At 60.3% G+C, this 26032-nt stretch carries 24 protein-coding genes and 1 riboswitch; of the genes, 16 read left to right on the top strand and 8 right to left on the bottom strand.

What is annotated here, in order from left to right; all coding sequences use genetic code 11:
* Window positions 1-11: 11 nt before the first annotated feature.
* Window positions 12-1304 carry an IS30 family transposase gene (locus ACTQVX_RS00810; RefSeq protein ID WP_441559951.1) on the bottom strand — a complete coding sequence of 431 codons (1293 nt, stop codon included), beginning with the start codon at window positions 1302-1304 and terminating at the stop codon, window positions 12-14.
* Between the two features lie 528 nt (window positions 1305-1832).
* Between ACTQVX_RS00810 and ACTQVX_RS00805 the strand changes: the two genes are divergently transcribed.
* The 3 genes from ACTQVX_RS00805 (at window position 1833) to ettA (ending at window position 4669) form a co-directional block, all read left to right on the top strand.
* Complete coding sequence (locus ACTQVX_RS00805) at window positions 1833-2111, top strand: autorepressor SdpR family transcription factor (RefSeq protein WP_154517353.1); 279 nt, start codon at window positions 1833-1835, stop codon at window positions 2109-2111.
* Entirely contained in the window at window positions 2104-2805 is a 702-nt protein-coding gene (locus ACTQVX_RS00800) for an SdpI family protein (RefSeq protein ID WP_441559950.1), read from the top strand. The genes ACTQVX_RS00805 and ACTQVX_RS00800 overlap by 8 nt, the downstream gene beginning before the upstream one ends.
* 184 nt (window positions 2806-2989) lie before the next feature.
* Window positions 2990-4669 carry an energy-dependent translational throttle protein EttA gene (gene ettA, locus ACTQVX_RS00795; RefSeq protein ID WP_441559949.1) on the top strand — a complete coding sequence of 560 codons (1680 nt, stop codon included), beginning with the start codon at window positions 2990-2992 and terminating at the stop codon, window positions 4667-4669.
* Between the two features lie 59 nt (window positions 4670-4728).
* Here the strand turns inward: ettA and ACTQVX_RS00790 are convergent, their stop codons facing one another.
* Window positions 4729-6036, bottom strand: coding sequence for a hypothetical protein (locus tag ACTQVX_RS00790; RefSeq protein WP_441559947.1), 1308 nt, complete (start codon window positions 6034-6036; stop codon window positions 4729-4731).
* A gap of 139 nt (window positions 6037-6175) precedes the next feature.
* Window positions 6176-7138 carry a hypothetical protein gene (locus tag ACTQVX_RS00785; protein WP_441559945.1) on the bottom strand — a complete coding sequence of 321 codons (963 nt, stop codon included), beginning with the start codon at window positions 7136-7138 and terminating at the stop codon, window positions 6176-6178.
* Window positions 7139-7341: 203 nt separating this feature from the next.
* Between ACTQVX_RS00785 and ACTQVX_RS00780 the strand changes: the two genes are divergently transcribed.
* From ACTQVX_RS00780 to ACTQVX_RS00750, 7 genes are all read left to right on the top strand, one after another.
* On the top strand, window positions 7342-9321 hold the full coding sequence (locus ACTQVX_RS00780) for an NAD(+) synthase (protein ID WP_441559943.1): 1980 nt from the start codon (window positions 7342-7344) through the stop codon (window positions 9319-9321).
* A 116-nt stretch (window positions 9322-9437) separates the two neighbouring features.
* Window positions 9438-10601, top strand: a complete 1164-nt coding sequence (locus ACTQVX_RS00775) for a pyridoxal phosphate-dependent aminotransferase (protein WP_441559941.1) — start codon at window positions 9438-9440, stop codon at window positions 10599-10601.
* 201 nt (window positions 10602-10802) lie between these two features.
* Entirely contained in the window at window positions 10803-11753 is a 951-nt protein-coding gene (locus ACTQVX_RS00770; RefSeq protein ID WP_441559939.1) for an L-lactate dehydrogenase, read from the top strand.
* A 172-nt stretch (window positions 11754-11925) separates the two neighbouring features.
* Complete coding sequence (locus ACTQVX_RS00765) at window positions 11926-12930, top strand: nucleoid-associated protein (protein ID WP_441559937.1); 1005 nt, start codon at window positions 11926-11928, stop codon at window positions 12928-12930.
* Window positions 12931-13014: 84 nt separating this feature from the next.
* Complete coding sequence (locus ACTQVX_RS00760; RefSeq protein WP_441559936.1) at window positions 13015-13365, top strand: hypothetical protein; 351 nt, start codon at window positions 13015-13017, stop codon at window positions 13363-13365.
* Window positions 13362-13706 (top strand): type II toxin-antitoxin system RelE family toxin, encoded by a 345-nt coding sequence (locus tag ACTQVX_RS00755; RefSeq protein ID WP_441559934.1) that lies wholly within the window; start codon window positions 13362-13364, stop codon window positions 13704-13706. Before ACTQVX_RS00760 ends, ACTQVX_RS00755 begins: the two co-directional genes overlap by 4 nt.
* Window positions 13703-13858: a hypothetical protein gene (locus ACTQVX_RS00750; protein WP_441559932.1), complete on the top strand. Its 156-nt coding sequence runs from the start codon at window positions 13703-13705 to the stop codon at window positions 13856-13858. Before ACTQVX_RS00755 ends, ACTQVX_RS00750 begins: the two co-directional genes overlap by 4 nt.
* A gap of 69 nt (window positions 13859-13927) precedes the next feature.
* Here ACTQVX_RS00750 and dapD read toward each other — a convergent pair whose 3' ends face one another.
* The 3 genes from dapD to dapA are packed head-to-tail and all read right to left on the bottom strand — an operon-like array spanning window position 13928 to window position 17729.
* The gene (gene dapD / locus ACTQVX_RS00745) at window positions 13928-14647 is read right to left on the bottom strand and encodes a 2,3,4,5-tetrahydropyridine-2,6-dicarboxylate N-acetyltransferase (RefSeq protein WP_427747945.1); all 720 of its coding nucleotides are present in this window, start codon (window positions 14645-14647) and stop codon (window positions 13928-13930) included.
* Between the two features lie 39 nt (window positions 14648-14686).
* On the bottom strand, window positions 14687-15427 hold the full coding sequence (dapB, locus tag ACTQVX_RS00740; protein WP_441559929.1) for a 4-hydroxy-tetrahydrodipicolinate reductase: 741 nt from the start codon (window positions 15425-15427) through the stop codon (window positions 14687-14689).
* Window positions 15420-17729, bottom strand: a complete 2310-nt coding sequence (gene dapA / locus ACTQVX_RS00735; RefSeq protein ID WP_427718484.1) for a 4-hydroxy-tetrahydrodipicolinate synthase — start codon at window positions 17727-17729, stop codon at window positions 15420-15422. Before dapA ends, dapB begins: the two co-directional genes overlap by 8 nt.
* A 65-nt stretch (window positions 17730-17794) precedes the next feature.
* Window positions 17795-17962: riboswitch (Lysine riboswitch) on the bottom strand.
* Window positions 17963-18106: 144 nt separating this feature from the next.
* Between dapA and ACTQVX_RS00730 the strand changes: the two genes are divergently transcribed.
* The 4 genes from ACTQVX_RS00730 (at window position 18107) to ACTQVX_RS00715 (ending at window position 21971) form a co-directional block, all read left to right on the top strand.
* A complete protein-coding gene (locus ACTQVX_RS00730) occupies window positions 18107-19294 on the top strand; it encodes an N-acetyldiaminopimelate deacetylase (RefSeq protein WP_441559927.1) in 1188 nt (395 codons plus the stop codon).
* 194 nt (window positions 19295-19488) lie between these two features.
* Window positions 19489-20031, top strand: a complete 543-nt coding sequence (locus tag ACTQVX_RS00725; protein ID WP_154517316.1) for a DUF4352 domain-containing protein — start codon at window positions 19489-19491, stop codon at window positions 20029-20031.
* Window positions 20032-20070: 39 nt separating this feature from the next.
* Window positions 20071-20493, top strand: a complete 423-nt coding sequence (locus ACTQVX_RS00720) for an XRE family transcriptional regulator (protein WP_154517313.1) — start codon at window positions 20071-20073, stop codon at window positions 20491-20493.
* A gap of 98 nt (window positions 20494-20591) precedes the next feature.
* A complete protein-coding gene (locus tag ACTQVX_RS00715; RefSeq protein WP_441559925.1) occupies window positions 20592-21971 on the top strand; it encodes a serine/threonine protein kinase in 1380 nt (459 codons plus the stop codon).
* Between the two features lie 34 nt (window positions 21972-22005).
* On the opposite strand, the gene ACTQVX_RS00710 is transcribed toward ACTQVX_RS00715, so the two are convergent.
* Together ACTQVX_RS00710 and ACTQVX_RS00705 are read right to left on the bottom strand one after the other, a co-directional pair.
* Entirely contained in the window at window positions 22006-23139 is a 1134-nt protein-coding gene (locus tag ACTQVX_RS00710; protein ID WP_441559924.1) for a coiled-coil domain-containing protein, read from the bottom strand.
* A gap of 234 nt (window positions 23140-23373) precedes the next feature.
* A complete protein-coding gene (locus ACTQVX_RS00705) occupies window positions 23374-23709 on the bottom strand; it encodes a hypothetical protein (protein WP_441559923.1) in 336 nt (111 codons plus the stop codon).
* A 220-nt stretch (window positions 23710-23929) separates the two neighbouring features.
* Here ACTQVX_RS00705 and ACTQVX_RS00700 point away from each other — a divergent pair, with 220 nt between their 5' ends.
* Both ACTQVX_RS00700 and ACTQVX_RS00695 read left to right on the top strand, forming a co-directional pair.
* Window positions 23930-25186: a carboxylate--amine ligase gene (locus ACTQVX_RS00700; protein ID WP_441559921.1), complete on the top strand. Its 1257-nt coding sequence runs from the start codon at window positions 23930-23932 to the stop codon at window positions 25184-25186.
* Window positions 25187-25271: 85 nt separating this feature from the next.
* The gene (locus ACTQVX_RS00695; protein ID WP_229770678.1) at window positions 25272-26018 is read left to right on the top strand and encodes an aspartate/glutamate racemase family protein; all 747 of its coding nucleotides are present in this window, start codon (window positions 25272-25274) and stop codon (window positions 26016-26018) included.
* Window positions 26019-26032: the final 14 nt, after the last annotated feature.

Raw genomic sequence — 26032 nt, 5'->3', positions numbered from 1 at the left:
TTTCTCCTAGGCTAGGCCAGCGGGGCATTGCCCCTCTCTGCGCGCGCCCTCTCGATGAGCCCCGGCGTCAGGTCGAGTTCCCCGATGGGCACGTCCCCCACGCCGTAGGCGTCCAGCAGCGCCGCCGCGTCCTCCCCGAGCATCGCCCTGAAGGCGCGCGCGGGCGTCGCGAAGCCGAGCGCGCCGCGGGGCTCGGAGTTCACGTGCGACATGGCCAGCGCCAGGTCGGCCGGGGCGAGCCGGTCGAACCTGATTCCGGCGCCCTTGGGCAGCAGCTTCCTGATCTCGACGTGGTTGCGCTCGCAGGCGCCCTTCTGGTCGCTGCGCCTGGGGTCGCAGTAGAACAGCCTCGTCTCGCCCGGCCCCTCGCCGAGCAGCGCCGCGATCGCCGCCTCGTCGGAGAACTCGGCGCCGTTGTCGGTGAGGACGGCGCGGAACACGCGGCGCGTCCCGTCGGCGCCGAGGATGGCCCGGACGCCCTCCAGGGCGCCCGCGACGCACCCGGCGGTCTTCTCCTCCAGCGGCAGCGCGAGCTGGAGCCTGCTGGGGCGGTGCAGCAGCGTGAGCAGGCAGGCGGAGTCCTCCCGGGCCCCCTCGACGGTGTCCATCTCCCAGGCCGCGGCGCACGCGTCCTCCCCGAGGGCGAGGAACGCGGCATGCGACCTGCGGGCGGAGTGGCGGGTCGCCGCCCGGCCCGCGGCGCGCTTCCTCGGCCTGTAGCCGACCTTGCGCCTGAGCTCCATGTTGGTCATGCCGTCGTAGCCCGCCGAGACCCAGCGGTAGATGGTCGACGGCGACAGGTCCACCGGGCCGCCGTTGCGCGCCGCCATCTGCTCGGGCGACAGCCCCCGGCGCAGGCAGTCCCTTATCGCCTCCAGCCTGGCCGCCGCGGCGGGCTCGTCGGCGTCTATCCCGCGCCTGGACGAGACGAGGACCGAGTCGGCGCACAGCTGCGCGGCCCGGGCCTCGTAGAAGACGTGGGGGCGGCGCTTGCAGCCGATCGCGCGGTACCGGCCGCAGCCGTTGCAGCATCGCGGCCACGCCGCCAGGCGCGGGCAGGCCGCCGACAGGTCGGCGGAGGCGTCCACGCGCTCGCCGCGCCTGGCCTTCGGCGCCGTCACGAACCTGTGCGACGCCACCTCGGCGCTCACCGTCGAGGGCGACCTGCCCAGCTCCCTCGCGATCTCCCTGCACGACGCCCTGCGCTCCAGCATCCTCTGGACCGTGTCCCGCTCGTGCCTCGTGAGCCTTCCGTAGGCCCTCGGGACCGCCCTTGCGGAGCCACTTTTCTTCTTTCCGGACATGCCGTCCTCCGATCTCCCGGGGCCGGCCGATCCGGCCCTCAGGGTATCGGGTTCCCACATTCATCCGCACATGTGCGGATGAATGTGGGAGGTGTTCGGATAAAGTTGATAATCAAGGGTATTATCACGATTCCATTTGAACCCTTGGGGTTTGTTGAAATGGGATTGGGATTCGCATAAGATTGAAGCAGATGGCGCCCGTTGCCGCGGGTTAGCCAACTCCGAAACACGTTTATGGCGTGAGAAGTGGCCGTCTTCGCATTACGCGGGGGCGGCTATTTCATTCGACCTCCAATGTGGATGCCGAGCTCCACAGCCGCGATTACAAGCAATAACAACGTCAGGACATCGTCAATACTCATAGTCCATCTCCTTCTCGGATAGAGGGAGCTGGCCCATCTGCTTCAACTTCCATTGTAGCTAAATACGAACAAATGTTCTATAGATGCGGCTGTATTAGATAATTAGACAAACATCTAAATATCGAGTATAGTGTGCGTGTCATGAGAGTTGCTGAGGGGAGGTCCTATGCCGGGAGAGGGTTTTAAAGCGCTGGCCGATCCTACACGGCGGCGTATTTTGGAACTACTACGCGAGGGCGACCGCACGGCTGGGGAGCTTGCCGAGCATTTTGACATCAGCAAGCCGTCGTTGAGCCATCATTTGGCGACGCTCAAAAACGCCGGGTTGGTGACCGATGAACGTCATGGCCAAAACATCGTTTACAGCTTAAACACCACCGTCATGCAGGACTTGATCGGTTGGTTTATGGGCTTTACAAACACTGAAGGTGATAAGGATGAATAACGAAAACAAGGGCATTCACGCCACGGGGGTATCGCCACGCGTGTGGATCGCGCTGGTCGCTCTGTGCGTCGCCAATATCGTAGCGCACCTTATGGTGATGCCGAGCTTGCCTGCGCAGATTCCCACGCACTGGGGCGCGAACGGCGTTGACGGTTGGGGTCCCAGCTGGATGGCCTCCGCGCACGGCGTGCTGCCCCTGGTGCTTCTCGCAATGTTCTGCGTGGTGCCGCGCATCGATCCCAAAGGTGAGGCATATCGAACCTCGGGCAAGTTCTATCAGGGCTTCGTAATCGCCTTCACCCTGTTCATGTGCGCCATAAGCTGGCTGGGAGAGCTTACGGTCTGGGGCGTGGTGCCGGCGGTCGGTTCGGTCAACGCGCTGATTTCCGGTACTATCGGTTTGCTGTTCATTGGCGTAGGCAACTACTTGCCGCGTGTGAAGCAGAACTATACGCTCGGTATCAAGACGCCCTGGGCGCTTGCCGATCCCGAGAACTGGCGCCGTACGCAGCGCTTTGGCGGTGCCTGCTTTATGGTGCTGGGTGTTGGTCTGATTGTGATGGGCGTTGCGGGTAGCGTGCTTTCGAGTGAAGTTGTCGCCGCGGTGATTGCGGTGCTGGCGTTTGGTTCGGTCGGAGTCGTCTACGTCTACTCGTATCTGCTGTGGCGCAAATCGCAGCGAGCCGCTCGTTAAGGTTGCGGAAAACTAGCGTACGCAGTTCATAGTATGTTCCGGGGGACTTTTCCCAGGTAGTATTAGGGGGTGTGGGCAACCGTGCCCCTTTTTCGTTACGTTTTAGAGCTGGTTTTCTCATCTCGTTTCCACTAAAGCGAAACAAGAATAGGGAAACAGCAGGTAGAAAGGATAAAACAGGCAAATGGCAGAGTTTATCTACCAGATGTATCAGGCTCGCAAGGCTCATGGCGACAAGGTGATCCTTGACGATGTGACCCTGAGCTTCTATCCCGGTGCCAAGATCGGCGTCGTGGGCCCTAACGGTATGGGCAAGTCGACCCTGCTCAAGATCATGGCCGGCATCGAGGAAGTCTCCAACGGCGATGCCAGACTTACCCCCGGCTACACCGTGGGTATCCTGCAGCAGGAGCCGCCGCTCGACGACGACAAGACCGTCATCGAGAACGTGCGCATGGCATTTGGCGACATGATCGCCAAGGTCGATCGCTTCAATAAGATCGGCGAGGAGATGTGCGACCCGGACTGCGACATGGATGCCCTCATGGCCGAGATGGGCAAGCTCCAGGACGAGATCGACGCCGCCGATGGCTGGGATATCGATTCCAAACTCGGCCAGGCTATGGATGCCCTGCAGCTGCCCGATTCCGACATGCCGGTCAACGTGCTTTCCGGCGGCGAGCGCCGTCGCGTGGCCCTGTGCAAGCTGCTGCTCGAAGCTCCCGACCTGCTGCTGCTCGATGAGCCCACCAACCACCTGGACGCCGAGTCGATCCTGTGGCTCGAGCACTTCCTGCACAACTACCAGGGCGCGGTGCTAGCCGTCACACACGATCGCTACTTCCTGGATAACGTTGCCGAGTGGATCTGCGAGGTCGACCGTGGTCACCTCTATCCCTACAAGGGCAACTACTCCACGTATCTGGAGACCAAAGCCGCCCGTATCGAGGCTCAGGGTAACCGCGACGCCAAACTCGCTAAGCGCATGGAGGCCGAGCTCGAGTGGGTACGCTCCAGCCCCAAGGCCCGTCAGGCCAAGAACAAGGCCCGTCTGGCTCGCTATGAGGAGATGGAGGCCGAGGCCCGCGCAAGCCAGAAGCTCGACTGGACCGACATCCGCATCCCTGTGGGCCCGCGTCTGGGCAACAAGGTGCTCGAGGCCCATCACCTGCACAAGGAGTTCGATGGCCGCGTGCTCATCGACGACCTATCATTCACTCTGCCGCGCAACGGCATCGTGGGCGTCATCGGCCCCAACGGTGTCGGTAAGACCACGCTGTTCAAGACGATTGTGGGTCTGGAGCCGCTGACTTCGGGCGAGCTCGAGGTGGGCGAGACCGTCAAGATTTCTTACGTCGATCAGAACCGCTCCGGCATCGACCCCGATAAGAACCTGTGGGAGGTCGTCTCGGACGGCCTGGACCACATGCTGGTCGGCGAGACCGAGGTCCCCAGCCGCGCGTACGTGGCGAGCTTTGGCTTTAAGGGCCAGGACCAGCAGAAGCGCGCCGGCGTACTTTCCGGTGGCGAGCGCAACCGTCTGAACCTGGCGCTTACGCTCAAGCAGGGCGGCAACCTGCTGCTCCTCGACGAGCCCACGAACGACCTCGACGTCGAGACGCTGTCCTCGCTCGAGGCGGCGCTGCTCGAGTTCCCGGGCTGCTCGGTGGTCATTAGCCACGACCGTATGTTCCTGGACCGCGTCGCCACGCACATTCTGGCGTGGGAGGGCACCGACGAGAATCCGGGCAACTGGTATTGGTTTGAGGGCAACTTCGAGGCCTATCAGGCCAACCGTATCGAGCGCCTGGGCGAGGACGCAGCCCAGCCGCATCGTATTCACCGCAAGCTGACGCGCGATTAGTCGAGCTCAGGTGACCTAACGGGAAAGGGACGATAACCTTGAGGGTTATCGTCCCTTTTTTACTTGGTAGAAGGCTCGACTTTATCGATGGTCCAGGTGGCTCCGAGACCGCCGGTGGTGTTGCGGCGGATGCGCACGGTGACTTCGTGGCGCTCGCCGGCCTGCGTGTAGCGCAGGGGGAAGCTTGCGCGGTTTCGCGCGGCCTCGATGGTACCGCGCTCGCGGGCGATCCAGTAGTACTCGCCGACGATGCCGAGCGTGTCGGCGCCGTAGGGGAGATAGGTCGACAGCTGGTGTAGCAATGGGCCGGGGCAGAAGACCTCGGTTGTGAAATCGACGGGGAAGTCCTCGGGGATGGTCGGTGCTGCGGGTGTGGTGACAGGTACTGCAACGGGGACCGGAGCCGGTGCAGGTGCGGGAATCTGGTCACAGGCAGATGCGGATGCGGACTCGATGGCAGGCTCAGGCTCAGGCGCTGTTTCCGGCTTAACTGCGAAATCCGTCGGTTCCACGGAGACGGACGTGTCTGCGGTCTCGGTTTTGGCATCGGCTCGCGGGGCATCCTCTGCCTTGACAGATGACTTTGCCTCGGCTGGCGTGGAGGCCATGGTGGTGATGCCGGCGTTTGCGTTCTCGGGGTCATAGACGACCGTGAGCGAGATGGCAGGCTGCGGCGCCTCGGGCTCCGATGCCGACTCGGTAGCGTCTTGATCGGCGGGCTCGTCGGGCTGATCGTCCTCGGCCTCGTCGCCAAAGACATCGCTGTTTTGGAATGCAGGCGTCTCGGGTTGGTTGGTGGCTTCTTCGGTTGTCGACTTGGGAGTCTCGTTGAGCTCCGCGGTGGCTTCCTGGTCGGATATGACTTCGGGATCGGTCGCGGTGTCGATTTCGGTTTCGGCTTCTGCCGTTACCTCAATAGCGACTTCGATCTCTGTCTCGGGCTCGGGTTCCGGTACGGCTTCAACCATGGCTTCGGGCTCGGGACGCTTAACGTGCTTGGGACGCACGGCCTTGAGGTCCTTCTCGCCTCGCTTTTTCTTTTTGTAGGACTGCTTGGCTCCCTTGGCAGCCTTGGGCTTGTCCTCGCCTTTGGCAAGGGCGGCATCCCAGGCCTCGTTGGCGATGACGGTGGCATACAGGCGGCCGCCTTTAAAGACGGTCAGCTTAATGCAGTCGTCGAGCTCCTCGAGCAGCTCGCGCGTGGACTCAAAGCCCAGGTCATAAGCGGCCATGTCACCAGCGGCGAGCGCCTCCTCGACCTGCGTCATAAACGTTTGCTTGCCGCACCCAATCGCGTCGCGCAGCAGGCGATACAGATAGATGTGGTTGCCCAGCGATAGTGTGGGCTTAACTATTGTCTTGCTCATGGCAAATCTCCTCTTTACACACGTAAAGCATCTTACCATCGCACGGGGTTTGCCACCTCGGCGCCCAAGGCAAACGGGCGCGACCGTTGCCGGTTCGCGCCCGTTATGCAGGTCGGTTATCTATGAGAGGCAAACGTGCTTAGTTGCCCGATGCTGTGCCTTGGCTCGAGCTGTCAGATGGCGTGCCGGACGCGGATCCGCTCGAACTGTTCGAACTGTTCGAACTATTGGTGTTGCTGTTGTCGGTGGAGCTTGTGCCCGATGTATTGCCGTTTGCCTGGTCGCTCGTGCTCGGTTGAGAGCCGTCGGTCGTTTGGCTTGAGTCAGTCGTGCCGGATTGCGTGCCACTGTTGTTCACAGAGGAATCGGCGTTCTGCGATTGATCGGGGGCGTTCGAGGACGAATCGGTGGATACGGAGTTGCCCTGCGAGTCGTCCTGCTGGCTTTGTGATTGATCTGAGCTATCCGCATCGTGCTCGGTTGTGCGCGACGAAAGGATTGACTCGGGACGCTCGCCCAGACCTTCACCGGCGGTGGTGATAAGGATGGCGCCGGCGCAGGCGATGACCGCGACGATGGCGATGGCGATCGAGAAGACGATGACTTTCTTTTGCGTCTGGCTGCGCTCTGCCGCCGCCTTGGCACGCAGACTGTTGGGGGCGACGCGCGCCGTGGTCGCGCGCCCCGCAACCTGGCACATCTCCTGCGTAGTCGCGGCGCCGCCCAGGTGCTCCTCGGCACTAAGGTCAACGGGCTCATAGGCGCCGGCAGGGTAGTCGACGGCGGCGTGCGTGCCTTTGAGGGCGTTGGCGCTGGCAGAGATAAAGTGGCGGTAGACCTGCGAGGACACAACGGTGATGACCGAGCTCACGGCGGCGCCGATCACCGATCCGGCGATGCCGATCTTGGAAGCAAGTGCGACGCTCGTGGCGGCAGCTGCGGCGCCGGCGATGATTTGGGGAATGGAAATGTCGTCGAACAAGCCCTTTTTGGGCGCGATGGCCATGGTCTGTCCGATGGAATGGTTCTCGTGAACGCCGTTGTTGAGCGCGGCCGGTGTCATGACGCGCGTGCGCGGCGCGTCGGTGTACTTGGTTGTCATACGGGGCCCTCCCGGTGTAAATCTTCTTCGTTTCGTGTAGCCATCAGGGTACCCACCAGATGTGAATCGTACGTGACATTTAACAGATACCATCAACTCATCAATAGCTCACCAAATTGGTGGGATGCGGTTACACCCGGCGGTTGAACTACAATAGGGCTTGCTAATTGTTGTGAATGGCGTCTACGCACGGGAGCATTCTTATGAATCTTCACCTTTCTCAGTCTGATGGCTTTTTGCGTGTGGCGGCGGCCTCGCCGCGGATTCGCGTGGCCGATGTCGAGGGCAATGCCGAGGTTGCGCTGGCGGCTGTTCGCGAGGCGGTCGAGCGCGGTGTCCGTGCTCTGGTGCTGCCCGAGCTCAACTTGTGCGGCTATACCGCGGCTGATCTGTTCCATAACCGCACATTACTGCATACCTGCGAGACCGCACTGGCACTTATTCTCGATGAAACCCGCGAGCTGCCGATTGTCTTTACCATCGGTCTTCCCGTTGCGGTGGCCGAGAATATCTACAACTGTGCCGCCGTGTGCTGCGCGGGCGAGCTTTTGGGCCTCACGGCCAAGAAGTATCTGCCCAACTATGGCGAGTTCTATGAACGCCGTTGGTTTGCTCCGGCGCCCGCCGATCCCGTGTGGGTTGAGTTTGCCGGTCAGGGTCCGGTTCCGCTGGGTTCGGGGCTTGTCTACCGCTGCTGTGATGAGGGCGCCGAGGATTTGGTACTCGGTATTGAGGTCTGCGAGGATCTGTGGGTGCCGGCGCCCCCTTCGACCGAGATGGCGCTTGCCGGTGCGACGGTGATCCTCAATCCGTCGGCCTCGGACGAGATTATCGGTAAGGCAGATTACCGTCGCAGCCTTATCTCTAACCAAAGCGCGCGCCTGTACTGCGCCTATGCCTACGCGGACGCGAGCGAGGGCGAGTCCACGACCGATATGGTCTTTGCAGGCGAGAACCTCGTCTACGAAAACGGTTCGAAGCTCGCCGCCACGAAGCTCCTCACCTGCGATATGGCGGTGGCCGACGTTGACCTCGACCGTCTGGTTGCCGAGCGTCGTCGTTCGACCACGTGGACGCGCGCGGATGATGCGCCGGAGGCCACGACCGTTGAGTTTTCGTTTGAGGGCGTGCTGGCCGAAGAACCTGTCCTGCGCGATGCGCTCGACATCGACCGTGTCTTCCCCCGCGCGCCCTTTGTGCCGGCCGACCATGGTGACCTGGCCGGGCGCTGCGAGACGATCCTTAATCTGCAGACTGCCGGCCTCAAGACTCGCCTTGCCCATACGGGTACCAAGGCTGCAGTCATCGGTCTTTCGGGCGGCCTGGATTCCACGCTGGCACTGCTTGTGACCGTGCGTGCCTTCGATGCGCTGGGGCTGCCGCGCACGGGTATCACGGCGGTTTCCATGCCCGGCTTTGGCACGACACATCGCACCAAGTCCAATGCCGAGTCGCTCGCTCGCGACCTGGGTGTGAGCTTCCGCGAGGTTTCGATCCACACGGCCGTGGAGCAGCACTTCAAGGACATTGAGCACGATCCGGCCGTCCAAGACGTGACCTACGAGAACAGCCAGGCCCGCGAGCGTACGCAGATTCTGATGGATCTGGCCAACCAGGCTGGCGGTTTTGTTATCGGCACGGGCGACCTGTCAGAGCTGGCGCTCGGCTGGGCTACCTATAACGGCGACCACATGAGCATGTACGCCGTCAACGCGAGCGTGCCCAAGACGCTTGTGCGCCATCTGGTACGTTATGCCGCTGATGTCTTTGGCGGGCGTATTGCCGAGGTCTTGCTCGATATCCTCGATACGCCGGTGTCCCCCGAGCTTCTGCCGCCCACGGGCGACGGTGAGATTGCGCAGAAGACCGAGGATTTGGTGGGCCCGTACGAGCTGCACGATTACTTCCTCTATTACCTGCTGCGTTTTGGCTTTGAGCCGGGCAAGATCTACCGTATGGCGCTCAAGAGCTTTGAGGGTGTCTATGACGCCAAGACCGTCCACGCGTGGTTGCGTACGTTCTATCGTCGCTTCTTTGCCCAGCAGTTTAAGCGCAGCTGTCTGCCCGATGGTCCCAAGGTGGGCTCGGTGACGCTCAACCCGCGCGGCGATTGGCGTATGCCGAGTGACGCCAGCTCGCGTCTGTGGCTTGCGCGGATCGACGCGCTCAATCCAATTGACTAAGGTTGGCTAAATTGAACCAATACGGGGGTTGCAAGCGTTACACTTTTGCAATCTGATGGCCCGTATCGCGCGGCGCTCTTGTCGGAGCGCCGTTTTTTATATCGAAAGGTGGCACCATGCAGGCATCGCAGCGTCTCGACCGCTTTGGCGCGGAGGTCTTCGCCTCGCTCAACAACAAACTTCTTGCGCTGAAGGCTCAGGGCAAGACCATTTACAACATGAGCGTGGGCACGCCCGACTTTAAGCCGTACGACCACGTGGTCGACGCGCTCACGCAGGCTGCCCGAAATCCCGAGATGTGGAAGTATTCCCTGCGCGACCTGCCCGAGCTTAAGCAGGCCGTGTGCGATTACTATGAGCGTCGCTTTGGCGTTTCGGGCATTACGCCGTCCATGGTGCAGTCGTGCAACGGCACGCAGGAGGGCGTGGGTCATTTGGGCCTGGCCCTGCTCGATCCGGGTGACACCATTCTGGTTCCCGATCCGTGCTATCCGGTCTTTGAGGCGGGCGCCAAGATCGCCGATGCCAAGCTCGAGTACTATCCGCTGGTGGCGGAGCACAATTACCTGCCCTATGTGGCGGGCATCGATCCCGAGGTGGCCGATCGTGCCAAGTACATGATCGTGTCGTTGCCCGCCAACCCGGTGGGCTCGGTGGGCACGCCCGAGGTCTACGAGGAGATCATCGCCTTCGCCCGCGAGCACGACCTGCTGATCGTCCATGACAACGCGTACTCCGACATCGTGTTTGACGGCGAGCCCGGCGGCAGTTTCTTGCAGTATCCCGGCGCGCTCGAGGTGGGCGTGGAATTCTTCTCGCTTTCCAAGTCGTTTAACGTCACCGGTGCGCGCATCGGCTTTTTGGTCGGTCGCGAGGATGTGGTCTCTGCCTTTGCCAAGCTGCGCAGCCAGATCGACTTTGGCATGTTCTTCCCGATTCAGAAGGCCGCCATCGCCTGCCTCAATGGTCCGCGCGATGAGGTCGAGGCGCAACGTCTGAAGTACCAGGAGCGCCGCGATGCCCTGTGCGACGGTCTTGAGGGCCTGGGCTGGGAGCGTCCCAACGCGCATGGCTCTATGTTTGTGTGGGCCAAGCTTCCCGGTGGTCGCACCGATTCCATGGCGTTTTGCGAGGAGCTTATGGAGAAGGCCGGCGTTGTGGTGACGCCGGGCGCGAGCTTTGGCCCTTCGGGCGAGGGGCACGTGCGCATGGCGCTGGTCCTGCCGCCCGATCAGATCGCTTTGGCTGTCGAGGCCATTCGCGAGGCGGGCCTGTATTAGAAGGCTATTTGGGCTCGTCAATAGCTCGAAACCGATTTCGTGCAGTTATTTTACGAATCCTTCAAACAATTTCGGTAAACGGTCGATTTTTGGCTGCGTATAGGAGCATAATCAAAGTCCCGATTGGATGTATTGGGATCACGGCAAGCCGCTCGGGTCGTTCCCGGGCGGCTTGTTTGTGGAGAGAGATGGGAGTTTCTAATGGTTAACGAGAAGAAGGTCGCTATTGTCGGCTGCGGTTTCGTCGGTTCGTCTTCGGCGTTCGCGCTGATGCAGAGTGGTCTGTTCTCCGAGATGGTTCTCATCGACGTGGACAAGAACCGCGCCGAGGGCGAGGCCCTGGATATTGCGCACGGCATGACGTTTGCCGAGCCGATGAAGATCTACGCCGGCGATTATTCTGATGTCGCCGACGCCGCCATGATCGTCATCACCGCTGGCGCTGCTCAGAAGCCCGGTGAGACCCGCCTGGACCTGGTCAACAAGAACGTCAGCATCTTTAAGTCCATTATTCCCGAGATTAAGAAGTCTGGCTTCGACGGCATTCTGCTCATCGTCTCCAACCCGGTCGACGTTCTGACCTACGCCGCCATCAAGATGTCCGGCCTGCCCGAGGGCCATGTCATCGGCTCCGGCACCGTGCTCGACACCGGCCGTCTGCAGCAGATGCTCGGCGCTCACGTCGAGGTTGACCCGCGCGACGTTCAGGCCTACGTCATGGGCGAGCATGGTGACTCCGAGTTTGTCGCCTGGTCCAGCGCTCAGGTTGCCGGCGTGCCGCTGAACACCTTCTGTGAGCTTCACGGCCACCTGGAGCATGAGACTGCCGAGAAGCGCATTGCCGAGGACGTCAAGAACTCCGCCTACACCATCATCGAGAAGAAGCACGCCACCTACTACGGTGTCGCTATGGCGGTAAAGCGCATCTGCACTGCCGTCATGCGTGACGAGCAGACTGTTCTGCCCGTCTCCTCGCTCATGGTGGGCGAGTACGGCCTGTCCGATCTGGCCATCTCCATGCCGACCGTCGTTGGTCGCGACGGCGTTGTCTGCCGCGTTCCCGTGCCGCTGAACGATGACGAGCAGCATGAGCTCACCGCCTCCGCAAAGGCCCTCAAGGACATTATCGACAGCGTCGACTTCTCCTGCTAAATCAAGCTCGCTAGAGCGAAAAGCTACAATGAAGGCGTCCGGGCCCATGTGACCCGGGCGCTTTTTTATGCAAAGGGGACAGGCTTGTTTGCACCAATCTTCGATGCGCCTGGGGCGGACTCGACCGCTATACTGGTTCGTGCCAAAAGCGATCTAGAACGGAATGCCGTATATGAAAATCAATCACGCGATTCTGCATATCCTGGACTTTGACTCTGCCGTCAACGTCATGAGCCAGCGCGAGCTGGATATCGAAAGCCGTATCGTGCGCAGCTTTGTGACCACGCATCTGCGCCGCGCACGTACCTCGGCCGACAATAAGCGCGCCACGTTTGCGGAGAACTCTGCGTTTGGCGGCGAGCTCAAGGGCTATTTCTTTGGTGAGCGTGAGTTCGTGGACTTGTCTCAGCAGATTGCGGAGTTCATCTCTTCCGAACTCACCAAGGCCGAGAAAGCCGAGTCCACTGACGTGCTTGTGGCGGACTTTGACGATGATGAAGATGCCCGCTGGTTTGCCGTGATGCTGCTGGGCTCCAAGCAGGCATTCATGCACGAGGTGGGTCGCGAAGAGGGCGAGGTTCGTAACGACATCGCGCGCCACTACGCCATTTTGCCAAACCCCTCGCAAAAGGTGCCGAGCTATGCCATCGTGCGTGCAAGCACCATGGAGATCGGCTACGTGGATAAGAAGCGCAAGATTGCCGGCGAGGACCGCATGCTCATTCCCGACGGCCTGCTGCAGTGCGACACGGGGGTTTCGGGTAAGGAGGTCATCGACACGGTGACGCGCGTGGTCGAGGAAGTCGCCGAGGAGCACGGCGCCAACACGGCCGTAGCGCTCGCCAAGGTCAAAGCCGCCGTTGCCGAGAAGGTTGAAGACGACGAGGAGCTGCCGCCTTGGGATATCGTCGATGAGGTCTTTGAGGACGAGCCGGTCATCAAGGAGAGCGTGCGTGCGGCGCTGACCGAGGAGAAGGTTCCCGAGCGCGTGCCCGTGGAGCGCAAGCAAGTCGAGCGCGCGGCCGTACGCAATCACAAGATTCGTACCGATACGGGCATCGAGATCAGCTTTCCGGCCGAGATGGGTTCGAATTCCGAGTACATCGAGTTTGTCAACGAGCCCAACGGCCTCATCTCCATCGAGCTCAAAAACATCGGCAGCATCGAGAACCGATAAGGCTTTTTGCTTTTGAATAAAAGTCTGGATTATATTTTGAAGTATACTTTGAAATATAATCCAGATTATTTTTTGGAGGTCAAAATGTCCCCATTTGTTCTGGAAAAACCGGTGTTTACAAAAGACCAGGTTGTTTCTGCTACCGAAGCAAGCAAGTCCTTATCCACCATTCGTAAACGCGCAAAACGCGCGCCTCAGTTCATTGCTGATCATAATGATATCGATACCGTGATTATCGACTATGCTGCCTATGAGGAAATGTACGGCGCGCTGCAGTATCTGCGTGAACTTGAGATAAATCGCATCGCTGCGGATCGAGTCAAGCATGGTCCGCATGAGTTTGTTTCGTTTGAGGACGCCTTAACTGCCGAGGAGCTCGCGGAGCTTGAGTCGATGGATCCGGACGCGATTCCCGACGAGGACCTTTTCGAATGAGCGGGCATTTTGTTGTCGGCTTTTTGAATCGAGACGCCGAGAAGGAATATCAAAAACTAGATGGATCCCAGCGCAGGCTCGTCCGTATTGCCGTCGCAAAATTAAAGACGCGCGCTGATGAAATCGGAACGCCGCTTCACGGCGAGCCCGCCGGCTGCAAAAAGATTAAATGGCGGAATGCAGGACTCAGAATGGTTTTCCGAATCCGAGAGGACGGAATGGTTGAGATTGCCGAGATCGTGGCAATAGGGCGGCGCGATCGTTTCGAGGTCTATAAGACGGCCGTAGGGCGCCTGTCAAAGCAACCCGCCATGGTTGAATACGACGGAACCCTGAGATGATGAAGGCCGAAGCCTCGGACGAGGGCTTCGGCCTTTTTACTTGGGGCTTAATCACGTTGCAGGTTGCGCATGCGTCAGCGAAAACGACTCAGAGCGAGCAAGGTGACGTGAAAGAGGAGGGCATTGACCTTCTGGTCATGCCCGACGATTGAACGTCAGATTGCCGCTCTGGGTCGTTTGGAGCGTCGAGCCGTTACGCGGTTTGGTAAAACCGCGTAACCCTACAGCTGGCGCAGGCCTTCCTCGAGACCGGTCTTGCTATCGGTCTTCTCGTCGCGCATCTTGATAACGCGGGCGGGGACACCGGCGACCACGGCGCCGGCGGGGACGTCCTCGACGCACACGGCGCCGGCGGCAACGACAGCACCCTTGCCCACGCGCACGCCTTCCAGGACCACAGCATTGGCGCCGATCATAACGTCGTCCTCGATGATGACGGGCGTGGCGCTGGCGGGCTCCACGACGCCTGCCAGCACGGTGCCGGCGCCGATGTGGCAGTTCTTGCCCACGGTGGCGCGACCGCCCAGCACGGCGCCCATATCGATCATGGAGCCTTCGCCAATGACGGAGCCGATGTTGATGATGGCGCCCATCATGATGACGGCACGGTCGCCGATCTCGACGCGGTCGCGGATGATCGCACCCGGCTCGATGCGGGCGTTGATGCCCTTGAGGTCGAGCATGGGCACGGCGGAGTTGCGGCAGTCGTTCTCCACATCGTAATAATCGATGGAATCGACGTTGGCGTCGAGGATTGCCTTGAGCTCATCCCAGTCACCAAAGACGGTCTTGCCACGGCGGCCGCCATAGACATGCGCACTGCCCCACTGGACCTTCATGCCCGGCTTTTCGCGCACGTACAGCTTGACGGGCGTCTTCTTGGGCGCGGTGGCGATATAGTTGATAATCTCCTGTGCATCCATTTCGGCTGCGTTGCTCATTTGCGGTCTCTCCTTTGGGTGGATCCGGTTGATACCTGGTTAGGCAAACATGACCTGGTCGAACGTATAGAAGCCGGGTTCGCGGGTGACGAGCTTCTGCGCGGCTGCCAAGGCGCCGTTGACAAAGATCTGACGACTCGTGGCGCGATGCGTGAGCGTGACCTCCTCGTCCTGGCCAAAGAAACTCACTTCGTGCACGCCGGCGACAGTGCCACCGCGCAGCGAGTGCACGCCGATCTCCTTGGGGTCGCGCGCTCCGCACATGCCCTCGCGGCCATAGACGGGGTGGTAGCCTGCCTCGGGCTCGGCTTCGACGACGGCGTCGAGCAGCAACTTGGCAGTGCCGCTGGGGGCGTCGACCTTTTGGTTGTGGTGCGTCTCGACGATTTCGCAGTCAAAGCCGGGCAGCTCTCGCGTGGCCTGTGCCACCAGATGACGCAGGGCTGCGATACCGATGGAGTAATTGCCGGAGTGCATGACGCGGGCGCTCTGACCCAGCTCGCGCAGGCGATCCATCTGCTCGGGCGTATAGCCTGTGGTGCCCGAGACCAACGCCGCACCCGTGCGCTCGACATAGGCGACGACGGCGTCGAAGGTCGCAACGTTCGAGAAGTCGATGATGACGTCGGCCGCCGGAGCGTTCTCGAGCTCGGACAAGTCGAAGCCGATCTGGGCGACGATGTCAAAAACGGGCTCTCCGGCAGCGTCGACAATACCCTCGGCGGTAGTGCGGATGAGCGAGCCCATGCGGCCCGTTCCCATAATGACGGTCTTAATCAAGCAGACCAGCTCCCTTCAGAGCATCGGTAAGTGCGGATCGCGTGTCGTCTGCCATGGGACACAGCGGCATGCGGTAGTTTGCCTCGATCATACCCATCTGGGCGAGCGCTTCCTTGACGGGGATGGGGTTGACCTCGCTAAAGAGGGCATTGATGAGCGGCTGGCCGGCAATCTGGATATCGCGGGCACGTGCCACGTCACCGTCCAGATAGGCGCGGCACATGTCATGTACGAGCTGCGGCTGCACGTCGGCCCACACGCTAATGGTGCCCGAAGCACCCAAGCTCATGAGCGGCACGGTGAGCGCGTCCTCGCCCGAGTACATGCGGAAGTCGTCGGACAGCAGGTGGGCGATCTTGGCAGCGTAGGCGACGTTGCCCGAGGCTTCCTTAATACCCATGATGTTGGGGTGCGCGGCCAAGCGCTCCACGTTGCGCTCGCTGATGCCGCAGCCACAGCGGCCGGGGATGTTGTACAGGATGCAGGGGATGTCTACGGCATCGGCGACGGTCTTAAAGTGCTGGTAGATACCCTCTTCGTTGGATTTGTTGTAGTAGGGGGTAATGAGCAGCAGGCCGTCGGCTCCCAAGCCCTGGTAAGTGAGCGACTTGGTGAGCATGGTCTGCGTGGAGTTGGAGCCCGAGCCGGCGATGACGGGGACGCGTCCTGCAACTTGCTTGACCACCGCGGCGACAACGGAGTTGTCCTCGTCGTCGGTCATCGTGGCGCTCTCGCCGGTGGTGCCCAGGGCGAGGATGGCGTCGGTGCCATTTTGCAGGTGGAAATCGATAAGGCGCTCGAGCGCATCAAAGTCGACACTGCCGTCCTTTTTAAACGGCGTAACCAGGGCGACGATTGAGCCCTCGAGATTGCGGATGTCCATGTTCTTCTCCTTCGCTTCGGCGATCTGGATGCGCTTGTTCCATTGGGCGGCGACTGCTAGGCGCTCGTCTTGGGCGCGGCGGCGGGCACTTTCGGCGCGCGACTTGGCCAACAGTTCTCGGCCGCACGGCAGCACGTCGAGCGTGGCAAAGTAATCGCCCGGGCGCTCGGCGCGGCGGATGAGGTCGGCCGCGCCATCGGGGCGCAGCAGGACCTCGGCGGAGCGCAGCCGTCCGTTGTAGTTGTAGCCCATGGAGTAGCCATGCGCACCGGTATCGTGGATTACAAGCAGGTCGCCCATGTCGATATGCGGTAGCTCGCGATCGATGGCGAACTTGTCGTTGTTCTCGCACAGATTGCCCGTGATGTCATAGGTGTTCGTGACGGGCGCTGTGCCCTTGTCGGCGCCGCCCGGCTGACCCATCACTGTAATGTGGTGGTAGGCACCATACATGGCGGGGCGGATCAAATCGACGGCGCTTGCATCGACACCGATATAGTCCTTGTAGATCTGCTTCTCGTGGATGGCCTTGGTGACCAGGCAGCCGTAGGGGCCCATCATAAAGCGGCCCATCTCGGTGTAGATTGCCACATCGCCCATGCCTGCGGGGACCAGGATCTCGTCGTATGCCGCGTGCACTCCCTCGCCGATGGCGTGAATGTCGTTGGCCTGCTGCTCGGGCAGGTAGGGGATGCCGACGCCGCCGGATAGATTGATGAAGGCGACGTGTGCGCCGGTCTCGCGCTCCAGGCGCACGGCAAGCTCAAAGAGGATGCGCGCGAGCTTGGGGTAGTAGTCGTTGGTGACGGTGTTGCTGGCAAGGAATGCGTGGATGCCAAAGTCCTCGGCACCCTTGGTCTTGAGCATACGGAAGGCCTCGAAGAGTTGCTCGGTGGTCATGCCGTATTTGGAGTCGCCAGGGTTGTCCATGATGCCGTTGGAGAGCTGGAACAGGCCGCCCGGATTAAAGCGGCAGCTGACCGTCTTGGGGATGGGCCCCGCAACACGCTCAAAGAACTCGATGTGGCTGATGTCGTCAAAGTTGACGATGGCACCCAGCTTGTCGGCGAGCTCAAAGTCCGCAGCCGGCGTGTCGTTGGACGAGAACATGATGTCGTGTCCCGTGATACCCAGCGAGCGGGCGATCATGAGCTCGGTATAGCTCGAGCAATCGCAGCCGCAGCCGTATTCGTTGAGAATGGAGATGAGTGCCGGGTTGGGGTTGGCCTTGACGGCAAAGTATTCCTTAAAGCCCGGGTTCCACGCAAAGGCGTCGCGCACCTCTTGCATGTTGCGGCGGATGCCCGCCTCGTCGTATAGATGAAACGGCGTGGGGAACTGCTCGACGATATGCTCGAGCGTCTCCTTGTCCACAAACGGCTGCTTGGCCGCATATGCCTCGTTGGGGGTCAATGCCATGTCCCGTAAACCTCGCTATCCAGACGGCGCCATCTGCGCATCGAATCCGCATAGCGTGGACCCAATGTCCGGATAGCGCTCCCGCATTGCTGCAGACAGTCCTGTGGGTGTTTCCCACAGGCCCACCAGGTTGTTCGTGCCCGAAAACCCAGTTCGGCGGGTTTCGCCTCCCCGCGGGGTCAAAGCCTGCCGGCTCGCCCGCGGCTCTTCGTGCCCGCGCCTCTATCAAGTGGTAAAGACCCTATCACGTTGCACTTTACCAAACAAGAGTATTCGTATATAACGTTTAAAAAATGCAGGGATATGCTGGAAACATGTGTGCCACAATCCTGTATCACAATAAGTTGCAACAGATGTGCCTCACGAAGGGATCCTCTATGACCGAGCTCCAAGAACTCCGTCGCTATCGCCGCGATCTCCATCGCATTCCGGAGCTCGATTTCGATCTTCCGCAAACCATTGCCTATATCGAGGGCGTGCTGGCACCGCTCACCTGCGAAGTGACCCATCCGTGCTCCAGCTGCGTCTGCGCTTTCTTCGACGCCGGCGTTGATGCCGCGCATGCCACGGCGATTCGCGCCGATATGGATGCGCTGCCCATTGAGGAGGCGACAGGGGCGGCCTTTGCCTCGACCCATCCCGGCAAGATGCACGCTTGCGGACATGACGGTCACATGGCCATGGCACTTGCCGCCGCGACGTATGTCGACCGTACGATTCGCGAGCAGCCGGGCGCCATGAGGCGCAACGTGCTCTTTGTGTTCCAGCCGGCCGAGGAAACGACCGGTGGTGCCAAGACGGTATGCGAGAGCGGCGTGTTTGAGCGCTATGGGGTCGACCGCATTTTTGGCTTCCATGTGTGGCCCGATCTGCCTGCCGGCACGTTGGCGAGCTGTTCCGGTCCGCTGCTGGCGCGTTCGAGCGAGACGCATATCTATATTCACGGTACGAGCATCCATATTGCTAAGACCTATGGCGTGCCGGTCGAGGAGTCGCACGATGCCGCGTTGGCGGCAGCGAAGTTTTTGGTTGCCGAGCGCGAGCTGATGGACGAGCTGGGCGGCGACGAGCCCTGTATCGGCAAGTTTGGTCTGCTGCAGGCCGGTACGGTTTGCAACGCGGTGGCGGGGGAGGCCCATGTGGCCGGAAGCCTGCGTGTGTTTACGGACGGCATGTTCGACCGGGCGCGCGAAGGCGTGCGTCGCGTGCTTGATGAGGCCTGTGCCGCAACGGGCTGCACGTACGATCTCGACTTTGCCGAGGGCTATCCGCCGGTCGACAACGACCCCGAGTTGTTTGCCCGTGTCGCGCCTGCCTTGCCCGGCCTGCAGCTTGTGGAGGAGCCGCTGTTAATTGCCGAGGACTTTGCGTTCTATCAGCGCCATCTGCCGGGCGTGTTCTTCTTGCTGGGCACGGGTGTGCCGGAGGGTCAAGAAAACCCGAGCGATTCGGATGGCTGTCCCGCCTATGCCACGAGCGCCCTTCACACCGATACCATGCTCTTTGACGAGGAAATTTTGCTCAAGGGCCTCGATGTCTACAAACGATTGCTTGGCTTGGAGTGACGATGGAACGACGCCGACAGTCTGCCATATATAGTCCTGGTGGGTGCGGGTGTGGCTTGCTGCTGCTCCCGGTTATTGCTGTGAGCATTGGCCGTTTACCGCGGCCTTAGCTCTCAGCTAATGAATTCAAGTTTAATCCTTCCTACGATGTGCTGTGTACCGGCGCGGTAGCCGGATCGTAGGAAGGATGCATAATGAAAAAGCTCGAAAACGAAGTGCTGCTGAGCCGTCGCGCTGCACTTGGCGCATTCGCCACCGTCGCCTTGGGGACTGCCGGTCTTCTTGCCGGTTGTGGTAGCGATAAGGCGACCGTCACCGAGGACGCTGGCGATGGCGACAAGAAGGAAGAGGCGAAGAAGGAAGAGCAGCCTACGACTGACCTGGCGGTTGGCACGACGGTGACCACAGCTGCCGGTCTTTCCGTCGTTGTCGATTCCGTCCAGCCCGGCCTTACAAATTATGACGGTTCGACCATGACGGGCATTCACGTCACGTACGTCAACAATGGCGATGAGGGCGCAGATTACAATATCTACGACTGGAAGGGTGAGGACGCCAACGGCGCCCAACAGAATCAGGGTTACTACAGCGAGGGCTCCGATGAGCTGCAGTCTGGTACCCTTTCCGCCGGTGGCTCCGTGGCGGGCAATATCTACTTTGATGGCGATATCAAGAAGGCACTGTATTTTGCCAACATGTTTGATAAGTCTGCCACTGCAAGCTGGGTGCTGGCCTAGCATGTCGCTACCGTTGCGCCGGATGGGAGGTGAAGTCGTATGCCCGATAAAAAACTGACCGAGGAGTTGCTCAATGAGCTTCTCGATGCGCCGAACATCGATGGCTATATCAGGGAGCACGACTTTGCCGCCCCGTCGCTTTCGGATTACCTGAAGCAGCTACTGCAGGAAAAGGGCTTGGAGCGCTCGCGCGTGGTTCGTATGGCCGATCTCAATGAGACCTTTGGCTATCAGATCTTTACCGGTGCGCGTCATCCGAGTCGCAATAAGGTACTGCAGATTGCCTTTGCGATGGCGCTGACGCTCAAAGAGACCAACCGTGCGCTGACGGCTGCCGGGGTAAGCGTCCTTAACTGCAAGGACCGCCGCGATGCGATTATCATCTTTTGCATCGATCGCGGGTGCAGCCTCCAAAAGGTCAACGAGGAGCTGTATCGCTTTGGCGAGGAGACGGTGAATTAGCCGCTGATATCTGAGCCGGCGGAGCTGTCGAACAACGATGCAAACGAACGGGGCGCGGATGCCATGGGGTGTCTGCGCCCTGCGCTATGATGGAGGCTATGGATACTCAGACCCCAACATATTCCAATGACGAGCTGACTGCAGCGCTTGCCGAGCACCTGGCGTCGCTCGATCGCGACGACAGCTATCGCGTGGAGCGTGTACTTAAGCGCTCGTCCGTTGAAACAACCGAGCTCGTGTACTTTGAAGGAACCGGCGGTGGTTCGCTCGGTCCCTTTGTCCGTAAACGCATCGATGCTTCGGCTCAAATCGGCGGGGCATACGAGCGTCTGTTTGCCGCTCAGCGGGCAGGCAGGCGTTTTGAGCACCTGCCCAGAATCGTCGATTGTCGTCGTGCGGGCGACGAGCTCAACGTGGTTATGGAATACATCGAAGGGGAGACACTCGGGGCACTGGTGGACCGTCTGGGATCCGTTCCCGATTATGCGCGTGAATTGTATCCTGTCCTTTGCGACGCCGTGGGCGAGCTCCATGCCGGTTTTGCAATGGCGGGGGAGGCTTCGGCGCCGGTGATCCATCGCGACCTCAAGCCGTCGAATATCATCGTGACAGGTGCCAACTATACGCCTGATGATGGCCTGACGTTTTCATCGCTGGTGATTATCGACTTGGGGATCGCGCGCGTGTGGCGCGATGGCGCCGATGCCGATACTGTCAAGTTTGGGACACGGCCCTATGCGCCGCCCGAGCAGTATGGGTTTGGACAGACGAGCATGCGAAGCGACGTCTACGCGCTCGGTGCCCTGCTGTTCTTTTGTTTGACGGGGACCGACCCCAAGCCGGGTCGGGACATGCGCGAACAATGCGAGGCATGCGGCGTTCCCGGCCCATTGGCCGATGTCGTTTGCATGGCGATGGCGCTCGATCCGGCCAAGCGTTTTGCGAGTGCGGAAGCGTTGGGACGGGCGACGCGCGCGGCATACGATCTGAGTCGCCCCGTGCGGCCTCCTGCGCCTGCGCCTGTCCGTACTCCGGCCTCGGAGACGTTGTTGACGCCCCAAGGGCTCCAGAACCCCGCAAGGCTTCCTAGACCTGCCACCTCCGCTGCATGCGGTCTGCTCTCTCGCGTTCCGGAGTCCCTGGGGCGCATTTGGAATACGCTCGTCTGCTTCTCGCTGCTTGTGTTCTTTGCCGGAAGTCACTTTGCCGTCTTTCAACCCACGGGAGCAAACCAAAGCTACCCGACGTGGCTTCTCATAATCGAGTATTTTTTCTTTGTCGATGGCCTTATGGCGCTTACGCATTTTGCGGTGCTCGATAAGCGCCGTCTTCGTCGGCGATTCGCAGTGCTCGACAGCTATCGCGGCAAGAAGCTCGCGAAACTCTGGCTCAAGGCATTGGGTGTGCTGCTCCTATGCATGATCGTCATAGTCGCGGTTGCCAATGCGACCGGCGTCGTCGATACCTCCGCTACCTAAAAAAGGGCCCCATTGGGGCCCTTTGCAGTTGCACTTAGATGCGGTTCATCTGAGCGGCGACTTTGTTGTACCAGTCCTGCCACGTGGGTGGGCAGTACTTTTTGGCCGCAGCCGGGGTAAGGGTGGAGCCGTAGTTGGCGCCCAGATAGGCAACGTGAGCGAAGATGCCCTCGCTCCAGCTGCCAAAGCTGCGCCAACCGCCGCCACGTGCACTCCAGCCCCAGGCGTTGTAAGAATTGGCGCAATAAGCACCCTTGGTGCTCTCGATGCAGGCGATGGCGGGGGACCAACGGGGGTCGACACCGGTATTCCAAGCGGCGACGGCAAAGTTATAGCCCTGGCCTGCCATAGGGGAGCCGGCGAGGTAATTGTCGATGCGGCTCGTCCACTCATTAATGAACGAATCGTAATCCGAACTACCGGTGTTGGCGTTGTTCACCGTGGTGTCGATGGTGGTGTTGGCGTTGGTGGCCTGGCTGCTGGAATTGCTGCCGCTCACGCCCTCGCCCGAGAGCTTCTCGGCGGCAGCGGCCTTATCGGCCTCAAGCTTGGCAAGCTCGGCGGCATTTTCCTGCTCGGCTTTTGCCTGTGCCTCGCTGCGGAGCTGCTGGGCCTGCGCCAGCGCATCCTCGGCGTTTTTCTGCTCTGCCTCAAGCTGAGACTTGGCCTGCTGGAGCTCGGCCTTGTTCTGCTCGAGTTCGGTTTGCATGTTATTGAGCTCTTCGATCTCGTCGACGCTCGAGCTTGTGATCTGGTTGGTGTATTTGCAGGTCGTGATGAACTCACCCAGGCTCTGTGCGTTGACCAGGAAGCTCACGATGGGGTTGGTGCCCTTCTGGTACTTGTACAGATCGCGCATGGCGGTGCGTGCCTTTTCCTGCTGATCGGGAAGCTTCGCCTCGATCTTTTCGATACTTGCCTCGTTGGCGTCAATCTGCTTCTGCAGATCGCCGAGCTTGGTGCGGGCATCGTTGTAGGCGCTCGTGGCGGCTTCGATCTTCTGCTGGGCGGCGGCAAGCTGATCCTGCGTTGCCTGCGAGGCGGCATACGCCGCGGCGGGGGAGAGCATCGGCGTGGCCGTCAACGCAACGGCGAGCGCGGCGCTCGTGATGATACGAGCCGGCTTCGACGCGATGAGCGCTGCGGTGCGATGATTCGAATGCTGCATCCAGTCCCTCTGCAATCAATCGTAGGTTATTGTTCCTCAGGTATTCTACTACTGCTTTCGACCTCAACTTGAACCTTAAAGGTTTTAAAGGGTCAAGTTGAACTTGAGACTTTGGCTTTGACCTGCAGTTATATCGAATTGTTGAGAAACCATAGAGTTCAACTTTAACGTTACGGGGGCCTGTTTGGGACGGGCTTTGGACTGTGAAAGCCATCTCAACGTTGGGGTTTGTGGCTATAAGGTCCCATCGCGGCGAGCTTGCTCTACTTCGTTGAGCGCCTGGGCGGGGGTGAACGAACAGGTGCCGTCGCCGAGTTTGATTACCCCGATGTTGTCCCCGGCGTGGGCATCGGAGACGAGGCCAAACTGCTCGATGGCGGTATCGTGTCCGCCGGCGACGGGCGTCTTGCGCGTGCCTTTGTGCGCCGATGTATCGATGGAGGTGATGTAGGCGGCACCGTCGTAAGCATCGTTTGCGGTGCGCAGAGGAGCAGTCGCTTGCGCGCGCGGCGCCAACTCGCGTTTTGCGGCATCGAGGATGGGGTTATCGGTTGGAAGTTCCTGGATCACGCGTGCGCCTTTCACTCGGGGGTATCAATATGCTGAACCCTACAACAACGGTGGGTTCATTACCGTTTGTCATACGGCGGTGAGCGCGGCCTTCATGCTGGATAATTGCGTTGATTGTCATAGATACAGTGGAGCTTTAGGTGGAAACGGTCCGGCACGCTAAAATAAACGGGTTGCATAAAGACCGCCCGTCGTGGGCAGTTCTAGATAGGAAGTTTCCATGGCATTGCAGTTTACAGAGCGCGAGTTTATCCCCGTGCTGCTCGGTGGTGACATCAACGCCTATTCGGTGGCGCGCGCCTTTTACGAGGAGTATCAGGTCAAGAGCCTGGTCTTTGGCAAGTACCAGACCGGTCCTGCGTACCGCAGCCAGATTATCGACTACACGCCCAATGTGGATATCGACACCATGCCGGTCATGATCGAGACCATTAACGGTGTCGCGCAGGCCAATCCCGATAAGAAGATTATTCTCATGGGCTGCGGCGACAACTATGTCGCGCTTGCCGCACAGGCTCAGGATGCCGGCGAGCTTGCCTCAAACGTCATCGCGCCCTATGCGCCCTACAGCATGCTCGAACAGTGCCAGAAGAAGGAAATCTTCTACGAGCTGTGCGAGAAGCACGGTGTTCCCTATCCGCATACGTTTACCTTTACCATGGCCATGCTTAACGCCCGGGGCGAGGCTCCTGCCGAGGTGCTCGACCAGATTGATTTTCCCTTCCCGATGATCCTGAAGCCTTCCGACGGCATCATGTGGTGGGAGCACGAGTTCGAGGGCCAGAAGAAGGCCTACGAGATCGCCGATCGCGCCGAGCTGGAGCAGGTCATTCGCGATGTATACGCGAGTGGCTACACCGATGATCTGATCCTGCAGGATCGCGTGCCCGGCAACGACGAGTACATGCGCGTGCTTACCAGCTATTCCGACCGCAACGGCAAGGTGCGCATGATGTGCCTGGGCCACGTGCTGCTCGAGGAGCACCAGCCTCACGGTGTTGGCAACCACGCCTGCATCATCACCGAGCCCAATGACGAGCTCATGGGCGGCGTGCGCAAGTTGCTCGAGGACCTCAAGTTTACGGGCTTCTCCAACTTTGACGTCAAATACGACGAGCGCGACGGTTCGTTTAAGTTCTTCGACTTCAACACTCGCCAGGGCCGCAGTAACTACTATGTCACCAACAGTGGCTTTAACGTTGCCAAGTACGTAGTGGACGAGTATGTGTACAACCGCCCGTTTGAGCCCGAGTTTGTGACGGCGCAGAACGAGGCGCTGTGGATGGTTGTCCCCATGGGCGTGGTCGATAAATACGTCAAGGATCCCGAGCTGCGCGCTAAGGCGCATCGTCTGGCCAAGGAGGGTAAGGCCGCCGACCCCTCGTTTATGAAGGGTGATTTTGTCTTTAACCGCTGGCTGCGCATGTGGCACACCAAGCTGCGTCACTTTAAGCTGTTTAGGACGTATTACAAATAGGATGAACGTCGCGCCCGCCCGGTTTGTATCGGACGGGCGCGGGTATGATACGCGCAATGGTGTGAGCGTCACCAAGGAGGCGGCGATGGAAAAGCTGGGAGTTATCGGCGGTATGGGCGCCGAGGCCACGTCGTATTACTACGACCAGGTGGTGCGTCACACGGCGGCCGCCCGCGACCAGGAACATATTGACATGGTGGTGCTCTCTAAGTCGACCATGCCCGACCGTACGCTGGCCATTAAGACCGGCGACCATACCGAGCTGCTGGCGACCATGAAGGAATGCGCGCAGGCGCTCGAGACGCTGGGCTGCGCGCACATTGCCATTCCCTGCAACACGTCGCACTACTTTTACGATCAGATTCAGTCGTTTACCTCGGTCCCCATCATCCATATGCCGCGCGAGTCGGTGCGCTATGCGCTTGCCGGCGTGGTGATGGGGGAGTGTGAGTTCGACCCCAACTTGAGCATGCCGGCCGAGCCGGTGCGCAAGATCGGCATCATGGGTACCGATGGCACCGTGGGTGCCGGCGTCTACGGTCGCGAGTGCGAGGCGGCGGGCGTCGAAGTCGTCTATCCCAGCGAGAAGCGCCAGGCCGATGTGATGTCGCTTATTTACGACGACGTGAAGGCGGGACGCGAGCCCGATATGGATAAGTTTGATCGTGTGATGTGGGAGTTTGCCCGCAGCGGCTGCGACCGCGTCATTCTGGCCTGCACGGAGCTTTCGGTGCTGCAAAAGTATCGCGAGATGCCCGAGATCACCCTCGACGCCATGGACGTTTTGGTACGCGAGTCCATCATCCGCAGCGGCGCCCCCTACCGCCTGTAGCTCTCGACCTGCCA

Source organism: Collinsella sp. LCP19S3_A6, assembly GCF_052122015.1.
GTDB lineage: Bacteria > Actinomycetota > Coriobacteriia > Coriobacteriales > Coriobacteriaceae > Collinsella.
The sequence above is the reverse complement of the archived record's forward strand: the minus strand, read 5'-3'. Positions and strand labels throughout refer to the sequence as shown.

Bases quoted from the DNA above. Each gene is read 5' to 3' on its own strand.
- ACTQVX_RS00725 (WP_154517316.1), top strand. From the start codon at position 19,489: ATGAAAAAGCTCGAAAACGAAGTGCTGCTGAGCCGTCGCGCTGCACTT.
- ACTQVX_RS00720 (WP_154517313.1), top strand. From the start codon at position 20,071: ATGCCCGATAAAAAACTGACCGAGGAGTTGCTCAATGAGCTTCTCGAT.
- dapA (WP_427718484.1), bottom strand. From the start codon at position 17,729: ATGGCATTGACCCCCAACGAGGCATATGCGGCCAAGCAGCCGTTTGTG.
- ACTQVX_RS00780 (WP_441559943.1), top strand. From the start codon at position 7,342: ATGAATCTTCACCTTTCTCAGTCTGATGGCTTTTTGCGTGTGGCGGCG.
- ACTQVX_RS00730 (WP_441559927.1), top strand. From the start codon at position 18,107: ATGACCGAGCTCCAAGAACTCCGTCGCTATCGCCGCGATCTCCATCGC.
- ACTQVX_RS00765 (WP_441559937.1), top strand. From the start codon at position 11,926: ATGAAAATCAATCACGCGATTCTGCATATCCTGGACTTTGACTCTGCC.
- ettA (WP_441559949.1), top strand. From the start codon at position 2,990: ATGGCAGAGTTTATCTACCAGATGTATCAGGCTCGCAAGGCTCATGGC.
- ACTQVX_RS00710 (WP_441559924.1), bottom strand. From the start codon at position 23,139: ATGCAGCATTCGAATCATCGCACCGCAGCGCTCATCGCGTCGAAGCCG.
- ACTQVX_RS00770 (WP_441559939.1), top strand. From the start codon at position 10,803: ATGGTTAACGAGAAGAAGGTCGCTATTGTCGGCTGCGGTTTCGTCGGT.
- ACTQVX_RS00790 (WP_441559947.1), bottom strand. From the start codon at position 6,036: ATGAGCAAGACAATAGTTAAGCCCACACTATCGCTGGGCAACCACATC.
- ACTQVX_RS00800 (WP_441559950.1), top strand. From the start codon at position 2,104: ATGAATAACGAAAACAAGGGCATTCACGCCACGGGGGTATCGCCACGC.
- ACTQVX_RS00715 (WP_441559925.1), top strand. From the start codon at position 20,592: ATGGATACTCAGACCCCAACATATTCCAATGACGAGCTGACTGCAGCG.
- ACTQVX_RS00750 (WP_441559932.1), top strand. From the start codon at position 13,703: ATGATGAAGGCCGAAGCCTCGGACGAGGGCTTCGGCCTTTTTACTTGG.
- ACTQVX_RS00785 (WP_441559945.1), bottom strand. From the start codon at position 7,138: ATGACAACCAAGTACACCGACGCGCCGCGCACGCGCGTCATGACACCG.
- ACTQVX_RS00805 (WP_154517353.1), top strand. From the start codon at position 1,833: ATGCCGGGAGAGGGTTTTAAAGCGCTGGCCGATCCTACACGGCGGCGT.
- ACTQVX_RS00695 (WP_229770678.1), top strand. From the start codon at position 25,272: ATGGAAAAGCTGGGAGTTATCGGCGGTATGGGCGCCGAGGCCACGTCG.
- ACTQVX_RS00700 (WP_441559921.1), top strand. From the start codon at position 23,930: ATGGCATTGCAGTTTACAGAGCGCGAGTTTATCCCCGTGCTGCTCGGT.
- ACTQVX_RS00760 (WP_441559936.1), top strand. From the start codon at position 13,015: ATGTCCCCATTTGTTCTGGAAAAACCGGTGTTTACAAAAGACCAGGTT.
- ACTQVX_RS00810 (WP_441559951.1), bottom strand. From the start codon at position 1,304: ATGTCCGGAAAGAAGAAAAGTGGCTCCGCAAGGGCGGTCCCGAGGGCC.
- ACTQVX_RS00775 (WP_441559941.1), top strand. From the start codon at position 9,438: ATGCAGGCATCGCAGCGTCTCGACCGCTTTGGCGCGGAGGTCTTCGCC.
- dapD (WP_427747945.1), bottom strand. From the start codon at position 14,647: ATGAGCAACGCAGCCGAAATGGATGCACAGGAGATTATCAACTATATC.
- ACTQVX_RS00755 (WP_441559934.1), top strand. From the start codon at position 13,362: ATGAGCGGGCATTTTGTTGTCGGCTTTTTGAATCGAGACGCCGAGAAG.